At 54.8% G+C, this 17476-nt stretch carries 14 protein-coding genes and 1 pseudogene; 3 read left to right on the top strand and 12 right to left on the bottom strand.

Going from position 1 to position 17476, the window contains the following annotated elements; translation table 11 throughout:
- From SynWH8101_RS08830 to SynWH8101_RS08870, 9 genes are all read right to left on the bottom strand, one after another.
- Window positions 1-2154: an ATP-binding cassette domain-containing protein gene (locus SynWH8101_RS08830; protein WP_130129449.1), complete on the bottom strand. Its 2154-nt coding sequence runs from the start codon at window positions 2152-2154 to the stop codon at window positions 1-3.
- A complete protein-coding gene (locus tag SynWH8101_RS08835) occupies window positions 2154-4355 on the bottom strand; it encodes an ATP-binding cassette domain-containing protein (protein WP_130129450.1) in 2202 nt (733 codons plus the stop codon). The genes SynWH8101_RS08830 and SynWH8101_RS08835 overlap by 1 nt, the downstream gene beginning before the upstream one ends.
- Entirely contained in the window at window positions 4352-5758 is a 1407-nt protein-coding gene (locus tag SynWH8101_RS08840) for a hypothetical protein (RefSeq protein ID WP_130129451.1), read from the bottom strand. Before SynWH8101_RS08840 ends, SynWH8101_RS08835 begins: the two co-directional genes overlap by 4 nt.
- The gene (locus SynWH8101_RS08845) at window positions 5755-7365 is read right to left on the bottom strand and encodes a TolC family protein (protein ID WP_130129452.1); all 1611 of its coding nucleotides are present in this window, start codon (window positions 7363-7365) and stop codon (window positions 5755-5757) included. The genes SynWH8101_RS08840 and SynWH8101_RS08845 overlap by 4 nt, the downstream gene beginning before the upstream one ends.
- 69 nt (window positions 7366-7434) lie before the next feature.
- On the bottom strand, window positions 7435-7704 hold the full coding sequence (locus SynWH8101_RS08850; protein ID WP_130129453.1) for a Nif11-like leader peptide family natural product precursor: 270 nt from the start codon (window positions 7702-7704) through the stop codon (window positions 7435-7437).
- 509 nt (window positions 7705-8213) lie between these two features.
- Window positions 8214-9386, bottom strand: coding sequence for a pentapeptide repeat-containing protein (locus SynWH8101_RS08855; RefSeq protein ID WP_187007146.1), 1173 nt, complete (start codon window positions 9384-9386; stop codon window positions 8214-8216).
- A 656-nt stretch (window positions 9387-10042) separates the two neighbouring features.
- The gene (locus SynWH8101_RS08860) at window positions 10043-10339 is read right to left on the bottom strand and encodes a Nif11-like leader peptide family natural product precursor (protein WP_370586983.1); all 297 of its coding nucleotides are present in this window, start codon (window positions 10337-10339) and stop codon (window positions 10043-10045) included.
- 231 nt (window positions 10340-10570) lie between these two features.
- Window positions 10571-10816 carry a Nif11-like leader peptide family natural product precursor gene (locus SynWH8101_RS08865; protein WP_130129455.1) on the bottom strand — a complete coding sequence of 82 codons (246 nt, stop codon included), beginning with the start codon at window positions 10814-10816 and terminating at the stop codon, window positions 10571-10573.
- A gap of 225 nt (window positions 10817-11041) precedes the next feature.
- A complete protein-coding gene (locus tag SynWH8101_RS08870; protein WP_130129456.1) occupies window positions 11042-11308 on the bottom strand; it encodes a Nif11-like leader peptide family natural product precursor in 267 nt (88 codons plus the stop codon).
- 98 nt (window positions 11309-11406) lie between these two features.
- Between SynWH8101_RS08870 and SynWH8101_RS08875 the strand changes: the two are divergent.
- Window positions 11407-11694, top strand: a pseudogene (locus SynWH8101_RS08875) (DNA-3-methyladenine glycosylase); the annotation flags it as partial.
- A gap of 181 nt (window positions 11695-11875) precedes the next feature.
- On the opposite strand, the gene SynWH8101_RS08880 reads toward SynWH8101_RS08875, so the two are convergent.
- From SynWH8101_RS08880 to SynWH8101_RS08890, 3 genes are all read right to left on the bottom strand, one after another.
- Entirely contained in the window at window positions 11876-12127 is a 252-nt protein-coding gene (locus SynWH8101_RS08880) for an alpha/beta fold hydrolase (RefSeq protein WP_130129457.1), read from the bottom strand.
- A gap of 375 nt (window positions 12128-12502) precedes the next feature.
- Window positions 12503-12877: a PilZ domain-containing protein gene (locus SynWH8101_RS08885; RefSeq protein WP_130129458.1), complete on the bottom strand. Its 375-nt coding sequence runs from the start codon at window positions 12875-12877 to the stop codon at window positions 12503-12505.
- Entirely contained in the window at window positions 12874-14592 is a 1719-nt protein-coding gene (locus SynWH8101_RS08890; protein ID WP_130129459.1) for a bifunctional diguanylate cyclase/phosphodiesterase, read from the bottom strand. The genes SynWH8101_RS08885 and SynWH8101_RS08890 overlap by 4 nt, the downstream gene beginning before the upstream one ends.
- A gap of 133 nt (window positions 14593-14725) precedes the next feature.
- On the opposite strand from SynWH8101_RS08890, the gene SynWH8101_RS08895 reads away from it, so the two are divergent.
- Both SynWH8101_RS08895 and SynWH8101_RS08900 read left to right on the top strand, forming a co-directional pair.
- Complete coding sequence (locus SynWH8101_RS08895; protein ID WP_217350133.1) at window positions 14726-16138, top strand: hypothetical protein; 1413 nt, start codon at window positions 14726-14728, stop codon at window positions 16136-16138.
- A 30-nt stretch (window positions 16139-16168) separates the two neighbouring features.
- Window positions 16169-17467 carry a glycosyltransferase gene (locus SynWH8101_RS08900; protein WP_130129460.1) on the top strand — a complete coding sequence of 433 codons (1299 nt, stop codon included), beginning with the start codon at window positions 16169-16171 and terminating at the stop codon, window positions 17465-17467.
- Window positions 17468-17476: the final 9 nt, after the last annotated feature.

Consider the following 17476-nt stretch of genomic DNA (forward strand, 5'->3'; position numbering starts at 1 on the left):
TCAATGACTGGCCAACATGCGCTGAAGGTAACCATGGTTCTTTAGTTCATCCCACTGGCCTGATTCCGCAGGGCAGCCGCGCTCGAGGATCACAATCTGATCCGCCTGTTGAATAGTCGCCAGTCGATGAGCGATGGAAATCCGCGTAATGCCAAGGGCGTTGATCGTTTCAGTGATCGCCAGCTGAGATCGATTATCAAGGGCGCTGGTGGCTTCATCCATGATCAACACCTTCGGTTGGGTGATCAGAGCACGGGCGATCGCAATGCGCTGCACCTGGCCACCCGACACGTTGCCGCCGGAATCGCTGAGCAGGGTCTCCAACTGCATGGGCATCGCACGCACTTCGTCGGCCACTGCAGCCCTTTCAAGGGCTTCCCAGACCTCCTGCTCAGTGCGTTGCACGCCACCGCAGATCACATCGTAAATCGAGCCAGCATTCAGGCGTGCGGTCTGCATCACCACACCAAGCTGACGGCGATAGGCGCGAATCGCCAGCTGACTCAGGGGAATACCATCTACCAATAATTCACCTCCCATCGGTGTGATGAAGCCCAGCAACATTCGCACCAGTGTGGTTTTACCGCACCCACTCGGGCCGGTGATCGCCGTGTGTTGACCCGCCGGGATCGAGAACGACAAATTCTGAAAAAGAGATTCACTGCTGCCCGGAAACTCATAGGCAATGCGGCGCAAACGAAACTCACCCTTCAATTGATGGTGCACCGCATCGGCTTGATAGCCAGGCTCCACGTCGGCGTACATCACCGGTTCAGCCCGCTGCCACAGCACAGCAGCGCGCCCAGCAACGTTGGCAATGAGGTTGACCGCACCGGTCACCGAACCATTGAAGCTACCGAAGGCAGCATTGAAGGAAATAAAAGCCACCACCGTTTGATTTAATTCAAAGCTGGTCGGGCTGTTGAGAACCCGATAAGCCACTACAGCAAACAAAAACAAGCTGGCCAGAGGCGAGACAAGCGTGCCGTATTGCTCAATCGCATCGCTATACACGCTGCTGCGTAATTGCAGGAGGGCATAGCGATTCACCTCACGCAACCATCGCAACAGCACAAACGGTTCCGCACCGGCACTGCGTATCTGGGGCATGCCCATCACGGCTTGGAGAGAAAAATTGGTGATTTCTGCTCCACTCTCGAGCAAGGGCATCTGCAGCTGAATCGAGCGCCAGGTGATCCAAAGCAGGCAGATCACGGCCACCAACGTGAAGGCACTGGCCCAGAGGGCCAGATGACTGTCGTAGACGAACATCAACACGAAATAGCTGACCGCGAACAAGCTCGACAGCAACGTGGAGAGCACACCATTACCCATCAACTGGCGCAACTGGCTGATGGAGCTGACGCGAGAAGCAAGATCACCAGTGGTATAGCGGCTGACAAAACTCATCGGAAGGCGCATCACCCGATCCCAAACGGCCGATTGCAAGCGGAGATCGGCCACACTCTCCAGCCGCAGCATCATCAAATTCTGGAGATATTGGGTGGCGACCGAACCGATCACGATCAACACCACCACGGCGAGCCCCTGAAAAAGCAACTCCTGATCGTTTTGCGGCAGGATGCGACTCACAAGAAGATTGGTCAGCATCGGGATCGACAGATTGAATCCCATCACCACAGCTGACGTGATGATCAACGCCAGCAAGGCTGCGAATTCCGTGCCGAAAGCAAAGCGCAACACCGCCAGGGGACCAGGGACACGCTCCGGTAAGGAAAGGTAAATTTCAAAGCCCGTATCTTCAAACGCCGTGGCATCCGTAGCGGGCTGGTGCGTTTGTTTGACGGGGTCGTAAAGCCAATTAGTGCGACCGCGCCGATAAAGAGCACAAGGGGTGGTGCCCCCTTGGGGAATCACGACCATCAAGGGAACCTCATCACCTTGTGGATGACGAGGCACCTCGACGCGGCGATGATGAATGTCGTTGTGATTTAACAGCGCCTCAATCGAAGCACCCGGCAGTGGCTCCAAAGGCTGATGCCGACGGCCGAGCTCGGCGAGGCAGAAACCCAACAGACGCAGGGAAGCGTCTTGATCATCGTTGGGAGCTTCCTCAAACAACAGAGCCGATTCCAGCGACTGCGCAGCCAGCAAGGCCTGCTCAGCAGCAGGTTGTGGATGTTGACGGTCCATCACGCCACCCCCTGGCCGGCATGCTCTGAATCGACGAGCGCACGAAAAGCGCCGTTTTGATCGAGCAGCTCCTGCGGAGAGCCAAGTTCCACAACAGCGCCCTGAGCCATCACCAACACCTGATCACTGCGCAAGGCGGCATCAAGACGATGCGCCACACTCACCACCGTGAGTCGCCTGGCCTTGAGGGCATCCAAGACGCGCATCTGCGTGGCATTATCGAGCGCACTGGTGGCCTCATCGAGCAGCAAAATGGAGGGTCTGCGCAGAAGTGCTCGACAGAGTTCCATGCGTTGACGTTCGCCACCGCTGAGGTCACTGCCATTGTCTTTGAGATGACGGGCAAAGGCCTCTGGGTGGCTGGTAATGGTATTAAGAATTTGAGCATCGCTGGCCGCCTCCTCAAGATCCTGCAGGAGATAACCAGAGCGCCACAGGGTGATATTGTCGTGAATCGAGGCGTTGAACATGAACACCTGCTGGGGCACATAGGCCAAGCTGTCGCGCATCAACCGATCACCGTGATGCTCCCAGGACTCACCATCAAAGAGCAAACGGCCACCGCTGGGTTGGTACAAACCGGCGAGAACGCGAATCAAGGTGGTTTTACCCGATCCACTACCACCCACGATCGCCAACTGCGATCCTGCCGGAATCGAAAGACTGAGATTACTGATGAAGGGGGGTGAAACAGGATTGAAGCTATAACTGAGGTTCTCAAGGTCTAAACGCCCTTGAAGGCGATCCTGCCGATCCTCGTGCGGCGGAGAAGAGTGTGCTGGCAGGGCAAAACTGCGCACCAAAGGATCATCATTGCTGCGCTTGAGGTCGTCTAGGCGGCCAAGGCTGCCGATCAACTGTTGAAGCGTGGCATTCAGTTGGGGCAACGACGAGATCGGAGCGGTGAGTTGTCCTTGCAGAAACTGAAACGCCACCAGGGTTCCCAGCGACATCTTGCCAGCAATAATCAGCAGACCTCCAGCTGTGATGATCAGGGCACTAAGAAGGAAGGTGCTGCCGCTCGCCGTGATAGTGGCCAAGGCCATCTGGGCGCCGAGCTGTTGATTCTGGGTCACCACATTGCCAAAACTTCCTTGCCACTGGCTGAGGAAGTCAAATTCCAGACCAGACGCCTTCAAGGTTTCAATGTTGTTGATCCCCTGCAGGCCCTTGCCCTGAGCCTTACCCTGTTCGATCGCCAGACGCCGATTGGAGTCATAGCGCTGATCGGTGAGCCACCAATTCAAAACCAGATTGCCGAGCATTACCACCAAAACCAGGAGCGCCAGCCAGGGAGAGATCACCAAAGCAAAAATCAAAACAAAGAGGCCAATCCAGAGCGACAGCCCGAAGCGGAGCATCTGCCCCACCACCACCTGGGTGGTTTCCATCCCCAACAGCATCCGGCTGGCAATTTCCCCCTGAAAACGCGCCTGATAGAAGGCAAACGTCACCTGAAACAACTTACGGAAAAGATCCGCAGTGAGTCGTTTGGAGAGCAACAGCTCCATACGCCGCAACACCAGAAACTGGCCAGCCAACAGCGCCAACCAGGCCAGCAGGGTGATCAGCAACAACCAGATCAACGGGATCCCGAAATAGAAGCGCTGATTCTGAAGAAAACTGTCAATAAACGTAGAGGTAAAGCCAGCCACGAGAAGAGTGAGCACGGCTTGGGCGCTGCTCACCAGTAGCAACACGGCAATCGAATGGCGATAAGGAGCCAGGGTGGCTGGCAGGCTCAGCAAAGGCGAGCGCTCACGCCCGCCGGTTTGAAACTCAGGGCCCGGCTCGAATTCGAGCACAATGCCGGTGAAATTATCGAGGAATTCCTCCATCTCCACCCGCACACGCCCCTGGGCAGGATCACTCAAAAAGGCATGGCTGGCATCAAACCCTTCCACAACAAGGAAATGATTGAACCCCCAGAACACAACGCAAGGAAATTGGCCCTCGCGCCTGAGCTGCTCACCGGAGCAGCGATAGGCGCGAGCCTTGAGTCCGTATTGGCGGCCTGCCACGAGCACCTGTTTCGCGTTTGATCCATCCCGATTCACACCGCAGGCCAAACGCAGCTCACCCAGCTCCACCACTCGGCCGAAGTAGGCGAGGATGGTGCCAAGCGATGCAGCGCCGCATTCAGCAGCTTCGTATTGAAGTCGGGTGCGAGCCTTCACCCGATGACGCTGCAGGCGTTTCATGGCTGCCGTTGTGGTTGGGAAGCCGCGGCTGCCGAGGCTGGTGACTCCGGTGGCGACCAGCCAAAGAAGCGACGCAACGCTGGCAGGACCAGCTCAATCGGAGCCACCCGGCGTGTGGTGACTTCCACGTCCAACCGGTCGCCTGGTGTAGGCGGGAAAGGAAGATCCCCCCGGGAACTCCAGAGGTAACCACCTGTGTTGCGGCCGGTTGAAGTCTTGGCACGCTTGAGTGCCAACACCGCCAAGGTGGGGGCTGGCTCCTTCTGCATGATCACATCAGCGAGAGAGCGCACACCCACCCTGGCCTGCACGTCCTCGCGGCCACTCGGGAGCTTGCCCATGGAGACAACCTCAGCCTGAATTCCACCCACCTCCGATCGTTTATACCCTGATGGTGTTGCCAAGGCACGCATCCCGGGAAACACCTGGGCCATTTCCTTGCTGCTGAGGAACAATGGCACTGCCACAGGATCGTTGAGATCGTCATCACTCAGTTCGAGCAGCACCTGCCCCTGGGTGACCGACTCACCATCGTTGGGGATCACCTGAGAGAGATAGACATCGCGTGTGGCGAACAAAAGCTCTTCGTTGATCAACTTGGCAAGCTCATTACGGAGCTGCTGATAAGCCTGATTACTTTGATTTTGGATCCGAATCAGTTCATTACGATTGCCAAGAATCTGTGATCGGATATTATCCACCTGGGCCTGCTCCTGGAGGATCGACTCGCGACTGACGAAACCACGACCTTCCAACGCCATCATCTTTTGGAGATACGACAAACGACTCGAGAGCTCGCCCGAGAGGATGGCCTGCTTCGACTCGATATTGTCGGATTGGGCACGGGAATCGGCGAGGGTACGATTCAGATCCGTGAGTGCACTCTGCAAGCGCTCCTGCTGCGCTGACGATTGCACCCAAAGCAGCAACGTGCCAGCAGGAATTTGTTGCCCCTTGTAAGTTCGGTTCAGGCTCTCCGCAAACTTGGTTGATGTTTGATCATCTGCACGCGGCTTCGCCTGCCTGTCATAGAGGGAAGCGGTCTGACGCACCATCGTTCGGGCCAAGGCGGCCATCTGTTGGTTGTCAAACTGCTCCGGATCATTGCGAAACTTGAGAGCTGTGCTGTGCCAAGCCTGAACTGGTTCATCGAAGAACCAATGCACCGTGCCATTGGTGCCACTCAAACTGCTATTGATCGTGCTCACAGGCAACAAAACGCCGGTTCCCTGCACAGTGATCGGAATCCTTGCCAAAGTGGCCCAAAGCGCACCGGAGGCTGCAATCAAGACACCTAACACCAGGGTGAGTCGCAAGGGAGGCGTCAAAAGACGCACAGGTCCAGTGCGATCACCGACACGGTGACGCTTGCGTAAGGCCCGATCATTGAATAACTGGGTCATGGCTCGAGCCTCGTGAAGGAATCCGGACGAAAAGGCTCAGGAGAATCTCGCATCATTTTGAGACGCTCCTGCACCTCCTGCTGCGAGGCGCCGGGCCAGGTTGCCGAATAGCGATACAACTCAGCAACAGCACTGTTGTAGCTCAGAACCGCTTGCGACAGCTGCTGAGCCGCAGTAGAAAGTTGTTGAATCGTTTGCACCACACTGGTGATATCGCCCACACCCACATCAAACCGAGCTCGAGCCGCCTCCTGGGCCAATTCGGCACTCCGGTACGCCTGGCGAGCGGTCGTGACGGCTACCTGCGAGGTCTGATACTGGCCATAGCTGGAACGGACTTGCTGGGTGACTTGCAGTTCCGTGAGAGCCGCCTGGGCCAATTGTTGCTGAGCCTGGGCCTTGAGCGCCAGCGCATTCGCGGCATTGATCCCACCATCAAACAACAACCAGTTGAAACCAATACCAATCGCGGCGTTCCACTGACGATTGCGGGCATACTGAGAGCCTGGATCATTCGGCACCGGGACATTTTGGTAGCCGTTTTGACCGAGTAGATTCCCCGTAGCGACCAGAGAGAAGACGGGTAAATATTGTCTTAAGGAGGCCACACTGCTCCACTTGGAAGCTTCTGCAGCTGCCAAGCTCGCGAGAATTTCCTCCCTCTGCTGCGTGGCTCTACGAATGGTCTCCTGCAAAGAGACCTGCCAACGCCCCTGTATCTGGGCTTGCTGGTCTGGAATGGCCAATTGATTAGCAGGTAAGGCTAATTGCTGGGCCAAAAGGGCTGCCTGATCAATGTATTCGCGTGTATACAGCACAAGCTGACTGAGCTGGGCATAGAGCTGAGAACGGGTTTGCTCGAGATCGAGCACCGTGACCATACCAATCGACTTTCGCGCCTCGAGAATCTCAAGCTGTTTCTGGTTGATCGCATAGATTTCCTGAAAGCTGTTGATCAACTGCTGATTGCTCTGAATCGCGTAAAAAGACTCCTGGATCTGCAAAACCAGATTGCGCGCACTCACGTCAAAAAGAAACTTTTGCTGCTGAAGAGAATCAGAGGCGGCATTGATATTGGGTTGACGAGTAGGGTCAAGAAAATTCCAATTCACCTGGGCACCAGGCTGCACAACAAACTGCTGTGACTTTGCCGCCATTTTCCGGCTTTGCCCCTGCGCCTGAAGCTCCTGAACTTGTTGCGCTGGCAAGGCGTACTGATCCTGAACAAATGTGCCCCAGTTACTGCCAACAAAAGGAGTTCCATTGGTGAGCTGCAGCGTGGGATACCAGCGCCTTTGCGCCGCAATCAACTGCCACTCAAACTGCTGAATCGTGCTGAACGAACGAGCGAGCTCGGGATTGTTCTGCAATCCCAACCTGATTGCATCAGAGAGACTGACAGGTCTCGAATTAGCCTTGATTTGATCTTGCAGCTGCTTGAGCTTCCCAACAAGCTCAGACGGCGAAACTTTCTGTTGATCAACGAGGGGTGTCGCTTCAGACGCCGTGACTGCGTCTTGAGCGACAAGAGGTATTGAGAAGCATGCGGATTCAACGCCCAAAAGCAAAGCGCAAACAAGTTGTGCCGTGCAGGCCTTCAAAGCCATGGCATCGAAACAAGCCAGCTTAGTGTGATTTCACGCAAGAGTAACGCAGCTTGCGATGCCACCAGCAAATCAGCAGTGGAATCGGCTGGTGAAAGGCCCCCCGGGCAAGTTGCCGGTGCAATTCATCCCCGCAGTGAATGTGCCCCCAGCCACGCCTTCCAGCTCCTCTTCCGAAAGCTCTGCCTGAGCTGTCTTCAACTCCTCAACAGACACCTCATAGCCCGCAGCTCTGGCAATCGCCACCACGGCATCAGCGTCGGTGGCGGCTTTGAGTTGCTCGTGAAGACCTGCATGAGCCTTGAAGGCTTCCAGGAATGCCTTGAGTTGCTCTTCTGACATCCCTTTGAGAGGGCGAGGAGCTCTCTTTAGTATCACCCATCGTGAGCCTCGTTTCAGCAAGGTGGGGGCAAATGCAGGCAATAGCAGACATTTCAACAGCCGCACAAACGATCACAACGGATCGCTCAGCTATCCCACGCAGCTCCATCACCCGCCCGACGAGCCCAGCTGAGCCGGATGAGGTCTCTCATTCACCCTGGTCGGATCTCCAGGATTCACATTAAACATATCAATCATCAGGGAAACACCTTAACCATTAGCTGCAATCTATTTTTTAAATGCAAGCAAAATGCCCATAAGCCTTTTGCGATCACTGCATGCACAACCATCAATGCTTTCATCCATGTAACTTGAGAGCTTTCAAGAATGCATCTGGGTTGATTGACTCTCAATTGAATGCGTACCTACGAGAAGAGCGCTTCCTGAAATTATAGCATTAATTTCACATTTTACTCACAGCAAGTTTTGCTAAACAATTCTGCAGTGACAAATACTGGTCATCTTTTACCCTAAGCGTGACTGCGACTTCTTCCTTGTATAATTAATCTGTGGAATAAATCAATTCGCTGAAGGCAATCCTTCGGGACTAGCGCCCCTCGAGAAAATGCATATAACTTCTCTTTGTTCGCAGAAGGAGGGGCATCCTCTTTGTTCCATTCTATCAACCCAAGGGAAGAAAGTGATTGATTCTTCGGCAAAATTGTAGACGGAATAATCGTTCCATCACTCATATTTATTTGTTCTGTATTTGCGTATCCACCCTTAAAAAACTTCTGATTCCGCTTACCATAATTTTTCACCCTTAAGTCGGCTCCCCGCAGGTCGGCCCCTTTGAAAATACTGGCCCCATGCAGCTCAGTATCATACAAACTAGCTTCGATTAGGCTTGCCCCTTCAAAATTAGTCGCATATATATTAACATTGTCGAATGAAACCTTAGGCAAGTAGGCATTTTTGAAGCTAGAATCCTTGATGGCTCCCATTATTCTTGAAGAATCCAAGTGGGCAGATTGTAGATCAACCCCATCGAGCCACCACAAGATATAGGAGAATGGTAACTCAGAATGTCCCAAATTAGTATTTGACATAGTGACTGCATTTATATTTAGACATGTTAGCCGTGATTCAGAAAGATTTAGGTCGCTCATGTCGACGTGAGACAAGATGCTTCTTCCTCCAGACATGAGCCCTAGGCCATGGAGAAATTCAAGCGTCTCCTTTATCTTTGCAGATGAAGCCATCGATTCACTCTGAGAGTAGGTTTTGCCTAATCTACTGGCGCTGATAAGGCTTTGAAGTCGCACTTTTAAATAATTAAAAAGTGAACGCTGCTTTGGCGTCAAGCTTTTGGATTGGCGAATTAGTAATCTAAAATCTTCGAGTTGCTGTTGGCTGTATCCTGTTCCAGCATTACCCTGATCTGCTATTGGCGCGAGTTCATTGATGACAATAGACGCCGTAAGAGAGTTTGATGACTGATCCATGAAGCCAAGCTCGTTTTGCCTGAGATATGAGCTGATTTCTTTGGAAAAGTTCTCGTGCTTATCTTCCATCCCCTCTATCCACTGTCGTTGCGACTGTGCTGCTTGACGAGCTTCTTGCATATAATTAAGCCACAAACCGCCTAATGGCACTAACAACGCAATTGCTATTGTGTTAAAATGTTTTTCAATGAATGACACTATGTTCTTGAGCATTACGGCTGTATAAGGTAGTCCAGTATAGCTGAAAATATGTTTCAGCTTGGGATGCCTACGATTGTCTGGAATGAAATCAAGATCTAGGTTTTGACGCAAAGAGCAGTCATTTCCAAAGCCATAAAGGCTTTACGAGCCCTCACCCAAGCATTCTTCGCAAGCCCCGCCTAGTTGGCAGCCTCCCGACCTAACCGATTACGTGCTTGTGAATCGGCTATCCATTAGTATCCCTGATGGCAAAAGAGAGAGAAGTTATCAGCAAATATATCGAGGAAACAGAGACTGTAGCAAGTATATAGATAACGGTACCTGTATGATTTGCCTTGTTTTTGCCGTGAAGGGAAGAGAGTTTTCGCTGGGCTTTTACCCACCCTGTCCAGATGACGATGAAGCCTGGCATTGGATCCCGATAATAACTTGACTACCTGGCAAAATTTAAGAAATTGAAAGCCTCACGATTACAGAGTTTTTAGAGGGGGGATCTTGCAAAATCACAAAAACCCGCAAATAACAACATTTACAATGAGTCCTGATGCCTACTTATAGATTGGAAACAGAAAGACCTGCGAATCGGAATGCAAATCTGTACGGCAGTTGGCTCGGACCAATCAGCCGCGCCTTCCAGCTCCTTGCCTCGAAAGTCACCAACACCTCTTAGGACACCACATATCGATATTAGTATTAGGCATAGATATTCTTCCCCCAGCAACATCTTCCAGCTCATCCCCTGGAACCTCTGCCTGAGCCTTCTGCAGCTCCTCAGCAGAAATCACAAAGCCCGCAGCCTTGGCAATCGCCACCACAGCATCAACATCTTTTGCTGCCTTTAGCATCTCTTGAAGCTCTGCGTCAGCCTTGACGGCTTCCAGGAAGGCTTTGAGTTGCTCTTCTGACATAGGTTTGGAGTGGGCGAGGTGGATGACTTCATTATCGCCCAAGGTCACTCCTGCGTCAGCAGGATTACTTGAGAGACCTCTGGAAAACCCGTCCAGCAATAGTCCCCGCCAATGAAATGGTGCCAGGTATTGGTGGCTGAATGATGGGTCTTTGTGGGCTATTGAAAAAATAAAAAGGCCCCTGCGGTTACAGGGGCATCGGAGCTGATATATGAGTTGTTCAGGCTAATTGCCTATGTAGCTGTTGCATCGGTTAACCAATATAGCTCTTTATTAGTTGTCTTGCCATATGAATGAACCCTCTTTGCAAATAAGTTTCCGACCACCAGCCACGCCTTCCAGCTCCGCGCCCGAAACCTCATCCTGAGCCGTCTTCAGCTCCTCAACAGAAATCACAAAGCCCGCAGCCTTCGCAATCTCCACCACTGCATCCGCATCGCCTGCTGCCTTCAGTTTCTCCTGAAGCCCTGCATCAGCCTTGACGGCTTCGAGGAAGGCTTTGAGTTGTTCTTCTGACATTGCTTGGAGTCGGGTAGAGGTGTGGTTACCTCCAGTATCGCTCATACACAGCTTGGTGTCAGCAGGATAGCGTGAAAAACCTCTGAATAACCTGTACAGCAGTTGTCTCCGCTTTTGAGATGATATCAAGCCAGGTTGATTGACAGGATTAATCGACTGTTAAAGAAATAAAAATCCCCTGTAGCGACAGGGGCTTCAGGGATGTAGGTTCTCGGTATTCAGGGTTTAGCCGCCAGGATGGCCGCAGTACCAGTGGCATTCCATGCTCCACAAGGTTGGTATAAATATCGTGCCACCAGCTGCACCTTCCAACTCCTCCTCTGACAATTCCCTTGATTGCATTGGATTAATATCTTCTGCAATAATTGAAAATCCTGCTGCTTTAGCGATTTCAATAGCAGCTTCAGGGGAGGCTGCTGCCTTGAGCTTTTTCTGAAGGCTGGTGTCAGCTTTGACCTTCTCTAGAAAGGCTTTGAGTTGCTCTTCTGACATCGCGTTGAGTGGGCGAGATGAAGTGACCTCCAGTATCACCCATCCTCAGCCTGGTGTCAGCAGGATGGCGTGACAACCGGGCAACAGCAGCAACTCCCATAGCCAGCACGCCCATCACCAACGATTTCCCAGCCCTCCCCCAAGCTTTCTTCGCCCGCCCTGCCGAGCTGGTCGCCCCTGACCTGATCGGTTGCCTGCTGGTGAAACGCCAATCCTCTGGTGAGCTGCTGTGGGGCGTGATTGTGGAAACGGAGGCATATTCCCAGGACGACCCGGCCTGCCACGGGTATCGCCGCCGCTCTCCCAGCAACGAAACGCTCATTGGTGATCCAGGGCGGTTTTACGTCTATGTGAGCTATGGCATCCACCACTGCGTGAATGTGGTGTTGCCTCACCCCACCTCCGGTGTCCAGCCATGGCAGCGGCGGTTCAGATGTGCACCCTGGCCGATCCGGCCCTGATGCAACTGGCAGCAAAGCAGGCTGATGCAGCTCGCGCAGTCAGCGCTCGCCGGCACTTGCACGGGCCCTTGCGCTTGCGTCTACACGTCCGCCATGCCGACCATTCTCAATGGAGTTGCGTGCCTTTCAGAAATTCGATGATCGTGTTCTGAGTGCGTGCAGCGTCTGGATGGATCCAGGCGCAGGAGTGTGATCCCTTCATGACCCACAGGCATTGCGATTTTGCAATTTGATTGCTCGCAAAGACAGCCTGATAGAGCAACAGATTGTCATGAGTTCCATGCACGATCAACGTTGGACAGCGGATCTCGGCCAGCTCAACCGGTGCCATGATGGTGAATTGCTTAATATCGTTCAAGACCCCTGCTTCCCTGAGAGGGATCTGGTTCCATTGTCTTGACGGCTCTAAGCATCAATTTGAGTTGGCTTGGATCCTGGATCGCTGTCATGACCTGAACATTGAGTTCCTCTGTTGCCAAATGTGAGTTGCCTTTGATTAACTGCAAAGCTTCAATCTTGGGGGCTCGCGAGCCAGCCACTTGAAGAGTTTCTGGCCTGCATCAGCAATCCAATCAAAACCAAGAATCCCTTTCTCCTCTGCTGGCGTATTCCACCGTGCCCCTGACAGTTTCAATGGTCCGACGTAGTGAGTAGACCTGATGTTGCGCCATAGGGAATTCACTGGCTTCCATGGGTGTCGACTTGGGAAGCCGCTTCCAGCTTGATAACAGTATCAGGACATAACGCTTGCAGGAAGCTTTATCGGGTCGGAAGGAAGAAACTGCACCCCAAGGGCTGCGATCATCTCAGCCTCATCACGCCATCGCACACTCACCCGATGGAGCTCAGACGCGCCGATCGTCGATGGGATCCAGAGCTGCGCCTGATCTCCCGGCTGCAGCAGACAATCGTTAGCGATCGCCAGACAAGCTCCACCCTCACTGAGATCGAGCAGATCAGCCTGATGCAGGGGCCCCACCGCTTGATCCGCGCTCCAGCGCTGCAACTGCACAGGCACAGACGGCAGCAGATCCTGTCGGTGATGGCGCCGTTTCTCCCTCCAGGAGCCAGACCAGCGCTGCAACTGCAGATCAAGGTCTCCTGTCATGGCGAAGACAACAGCCAATGGTTGGCAAAGGCGTCGGCCGTCATCGGCCGATGAAAAAGGTAACCTTGGAAGGCATCACAGCCCAGAGAGAGCAGTGCTTGTTGTTGCTGCTTCGTTTCCACCCCCTCAGCCAGGGCCATCATGCCAAGGTCATGAATCAATTGAATCGTGCGACGAACGATAGACAGATCCACAAGATTCCCATGCATTCTCTGAACGAAACTACCATCAATCTTGATCGTTCTGGCAGGAAACATCCGCAAACTCACCAAGGAGCCGTAACCGGTGCCGAAGTCATCCAGGGCCAGACGGAAGCCAGCCGCCGCAAGGGATTGAGCCTGCGCGCAACACACATCAAGTTGCTTCAGCAGGGCTGTTTCGGTGATTTCCAACTCGAAGGCTTCAGGCTCCAGCCCATGACGTTGCAGAATACTGAGTAAATGGCGATCAAAATTCGATTCGGCCACACCAAACTGAGCCGCCGAGAGATTGATCGCCAATCGGGGAACAGGCAACCCATCCTGTCGCCAGCGCTCACATTGCCGGCAAGCCTGATCGAGCACCCAATCGGTGATGGAATGAATCAAGCCCGATTGCTCCGCCAACGGAATAAACACACTGGGCGGCACAAGATGGCCAAGAGAATTGCGCCAGCGCAACAGCACCTCGGCACCTAACAGGGCACCATCTCGGTCCACCTGGGCCTGAAAGACGAGATGAAAATCATCGCGCTTGATTGCCTGCTGCAGATCAGACTCCAGCGACACCCGCTGATGGATGCGCTGACTGATCGTGGTGCTGTAGATGCAGCGGCCCTGCCGAGCCCGCTTGGCCTCCATCAATGCCGTGTTCGCCGACTGCAGCAACACCAGTGGATCATCGCCGTGGGTCGGGTAATGGCTGACGCCGATCGACACCGGAGGGATGAAAGGGATCCCAGCCTTGTCCAACGGGCAGGTAGCGATCAGATTCTTCAGCGAGTCGCACGCAGCAGAGAGCTGCTGAAGAGCAACCGGCATCAGCACAAGAAACTCATCACTTTCCAAACGCACCACCATCGCCTCTGGCGGTAACTGATCGCGCAGGTGGGTGGCAATCGCCAGCAGTAACTGATCTCCCACAGCGTTACCAAAACTGTCATTGATCGCCTGGAATCCATCCAGGTCCAGGTTGAACAGAGCCAGCCCATCGTCACTCACAGCAGCAGAGTGATCGATTGGGCCATCACCGCACTGCCTGGCTAGTTCACGCACAACCGCCTGACGATTGGGCAAGCCCGTCAGGGGATCGTGGTAGGCCAGGCGAGCCAGCTCAGCCTCGATGGTGGCCAGCTTGGTGATGTCCTGCACAATGCCCAAGGAGCGCACGGGAGCGCCGTCGTCGTCGTAACTGGTGGTGCTTCGCGCCTGAATCACCTTCTCGGTGCCATCCGCACAGAGAACGCGATGACGCATGTCGTAAGGCTGCCCGGTTCTCACCGCATCCTGGTAAGCCTGATCCACCCGCTGACGATCCTCGGGATGCACGCAGCAAAGAAACAGGTCGTAGTCGGGTGTTCTGGTGGGCGAGGTCCCGAAGACGCGGTGGGTGCCGGCTGACCAGAGCAGCTCACCGGTGGCATGGATCAGCTCCCAGCTCCCCATCATCCCGAGCTGTTCGGCCTCGATCAGCAGCTGCTTCAACCGATCAGTCAGGCTCTCGCGCTTGATCTGCATGCTGAGAGCAAACCGATGCAGAAACTGCAAGTAATCTACTGAGAACTGATGCAGGCGCACAGCTTGAGCCGCCGCTTGACGCTGGGCGAGGAAACGATCACCCTGCAACCATCAAAGATCTGAACACGAAGGCATGGCGCGTCTGGCCTGGGTGAGCCTCCATCACCAAGCCAGACCGCCCGAGGCGATGGCAGGCATCGACTGCCTCCGGTTCTCCAGCGTGCCCCAACTCCTGGAGCAGAGCACGGCGTCTGATGTGGTTGTTCTGGATGGCCCCGCCGACGCCATGGGCAAGGCGGCCCTGGGCCTCCGCCGCCATACGGCCTACCAGCAGGCTCTGATTTACACCGCCCAACCCGGTGATGACTGGTGCGCAGCCCTCACCGATGGGATAGCCCCGAACGATCCCAACCAGATCAGCGTCGCCTGGAGCCAATGGAACGAACGCCTACAGGTGTTCAACCGCGGCCTACCGCCTCAACGGCTCGATCACCGTGTCCTCTGCTGGCTTTGGCTGCGCCCCACCGCAACGCTCTTGCCCGTGCGCGATTGCCGCAGTGCGGGGATCTACCGCTACCCCCTGGTGGAAGCGATCGCTGCCGACAGCAGCTTCAACAGTTTTGGCTGGCTGCAACAGAAACGCCAGGAGAACCTCCTCGAGGCCGGCAGCCTCACCGATCGCATCCGTCAATGCAGCCAATGCCAGTCGAGCCGGCTCAACTATGTGGATGTCTGCCCCGAATGCCACGGGCTCGACATCGCTCGCCAACCCTCCCTGCACTGTTTCGTGTGCGGCCATGTGGCGCCACAGCAGGAGTTTCTCAAAGGGGAACTGCTGATCTGCCCCAACTGCCTCAGCCGCCTGCGCCACATCGGCAGTGACTATGACCGGCCGATGGAAAACTATCGCTGCCGCGATTGCAGCGCTTTTTTCATCGATGCTGAGGTGGATGTGCGCTGCTTCGATTGCGACCATAACGAGCAACCCGACGACCTGAGGGTGCGGGAGGTTCGACACTTCGGCCTCAGTGAAACTGGCCGACTCGCCTGCCATCAGGGGCTGGATGACAACGCCTTGACCGCCAGCAGCTTTCAGCGCCTGAAGTTGATGGGAGAAAGTGATTTCCTTGAAGCCCTCAACTGGCAAATGGCGATTGCCCGGCGCTACAGCGGCTCCGCCAGCACCACCATCGCCTCAGTGCTGGGGCTCAAGCTGATGAATTTGGAGGCGTTGCTCGGCCAGGCGGGTGAAGGGCGAACGATCGCCATGCTCGACAATCTTGTGGAGCGTCTGATGCAGGTGATCCGCGACACTGATCGCTGCATGCGCGGCAGCGAGGACGTGCTCTGGCTTCTCCTCCCCCAAACATCGGCAGGGGGTCTCCAGCGGTTACAACAGCGACTCGAGGAGGCAGTGATGACACTGCATGACCGCAATGAAAGCCCCCTGGAGCTTCGCTTTGTGGGTTGTGTCCTGCCCGATCAGATCCAGACCGATGAAGACGCCCCCTTACTTCTGGCGCGCCTCAACGGTGATCTGAACTGATCCGGAAGCCAACGAGGAGCACGCATCACGATGGAACTGCTGAACACAGACGCCGAGACCATCCGCCTGTTTCTTCTGCTCTTTCCCTTCTTCATCCTGGTGGATCTACCCCTCACGCTGGTGGTGGTGCTGGGCCTTCTGCGCTGGTGGGTGCGCGAACTGACCTTGCCGCCGCGTCAATCGCCATATCGGCCACGGGTGTCGTGCATCATCACCTGCTACAGCGAGGGCAGCGATGTGCAACGCACGCTGGAGTCGTTATGTGAACAGACCTATGCCGGAGAGATCGAACTGATTCCAGTGGTGGATGGGGCCGCTGTGAATCAGCACACCCTCGAAGCCGTGCGCAGCTTCCAGGTCCGACCGGAATGGAAGCCCAAACGACAGCTCAGGCCCATTGCCAAATGGAAGCGGGGCGGGCGGGTGTCGTCGCTCAACGCCGGGCTGAGCCATGCCACGGGCAGCATCGTCATGGCCCTCGATGGCGACACCTCATTCGACAACACGATGGTGCGTGCGATGGTGCGTCATTTCGAAGACCCGAACGTTCCAGCGGTTGCCGGCAGTCTGCGCATTCGCAACACCTGGACATCTCTGGCCACCGCCATTCAAGCGATCGAGTATCTGATTTCGATTCAGATGTCGAAAACCGGGCTCAGTGAATGGAACCTGGTGAACAACATTTCGGGGGCTTTCGGAGCGTTCCGACGCGACTTTCTGCAACAGATCGGTGGCTGGGACAGCCACAGCGCCGAAGATCTCGATCTCACTCTCCGCATCAAGAACTACTACGCACGTCACCAACGTCTCCATATTCCCTTCGAACCCAAGGCGATCGGCCACACCGACGGACCCACCACCTTCCTGGCCTTGCTCAATCAACGCCTGCGCTGGGATGGCGATCTGCTCTTTCTTTATGCGCGAAAACATGCCGCCAGTTTCAACCCCAGATTGATCGGCTGGTCCAATCTCTTGATGACCCTCTTCAGCGGCTTGTTCATTCAGGTGATGCTTCCTTTCATCATCGTGGGCTACAGCCTGGTCATGCTGATGGTGCTGCCATGGTCCACGCTGCTTTCCCTCAGCTGGATGGTGTATTGCGTGTATCTGGTCATGCTGGGTGTGCAGTTTCTGCTTGCCTTGCTGCTCGTGTCTGAACGGCCTTGGCATGACCTCAAATTAGCTCCGGTGCTCCCCCTATTTCCTATCGCCACCTTTATTCTGCGCTGCTGGAGTGCGGTGACGATCCTGAACGAGTGGTGGCGCCGTGGCCATGAGGAATCCTCAATGGCTCCCTGGTGGGTGCTGCAGCGCGCCACCCGTTTCTGACCTGACGCT

Origin of the sequence: Synechococcus sp. WH 8101 (genome assembly GCF_004209775.1) — a bacterium.
Classification (GTDB): domain Bacteria; phylum Cyanobacteriota; class Cyanobacteriia; order PCC-6307; family Cyanobiaceae; genus Synechococcus_C.

Coding starts and splice junctions, on each gene's coding strand:
- SynWH8101_RS08830 (WP_130129449.1), bottom strand. CDS start 2,154: ATGGACCGTCAACATCCACAACCTGCTGCTGAGCAGGCCTTGCTGGCT.
- SynWH8101_RS08835 (WP_130129450.1), bottom strand. CDS start 4,355: ATGAAACGCCTGCAGCGTCATCGGGTGAAGGCTCGCACCCGACTTCAA.
- SynWH8101_RS08840 (WP_130129451.1), bottom strand. CDS start 5,758: ATGACCCAGTTATTCAATGATCGGGCCTTACGCAAGCGTCACCGTGTC.
- SynWH8101_RS08845 (WP_130129452.1), bottom strand. CDS start 7,365: ATGGCTTTGAAGGCCTGCACGGCACAACTTGTTTGCGCTTTGCTTTTG.
- SynWH8101_RS08850 (WP_130129453.1), bottom strand. CDS start 7,704: ATGTCAGAAGAGCAACTCAAGGCATTCCTGGAAGCCTTCAAGGCTCAT.
- SynWH8101_RS08865 (WP_130129455.1), bottom strand. CDS start 10,816: ATGTCAGAAGAACAACTCAAAGCCTTCCTCGAAGCCGTCAAGGCTGAT.
- SynWH8101_RS08870 (WP_130129456.1), bottom strand. CDS start 11,308: ATGTCAGAAGAGCAACTCAAAGCCTTTCTAGAGAAGGTCAAAGCTGAC.
- SynWH8101_RS08885 (WP_130129458.1), bottom strand. CDS start 12,877: ATGACAGGAGACCTTGATCTGCAGTTGCAGCGCTGGTCTGGCTCCTGG.
- SynWH8101_RS08890 (WP_130129459.1), bottom strand. CDS start 14,592: ATGCAGATCAAGCGCGAGAGCCTGACTGATCGGTTGAAGCAGCTGCTG.
- SynWH8101_RS08895 (WP_217350133.1), top strand. CDS start 14,726: ATGGCGCGTCTGGCCTGGGTGAGCCTCCATCACCAAGCCAGACCGCCC.
- SynWH8101_RS08900 (WP_130129460.1), top strand. CDS start 16,169: ATGGAACTGCTGAACACAGACGCCGAGACCATCCGCCTGTTTCTTCTG.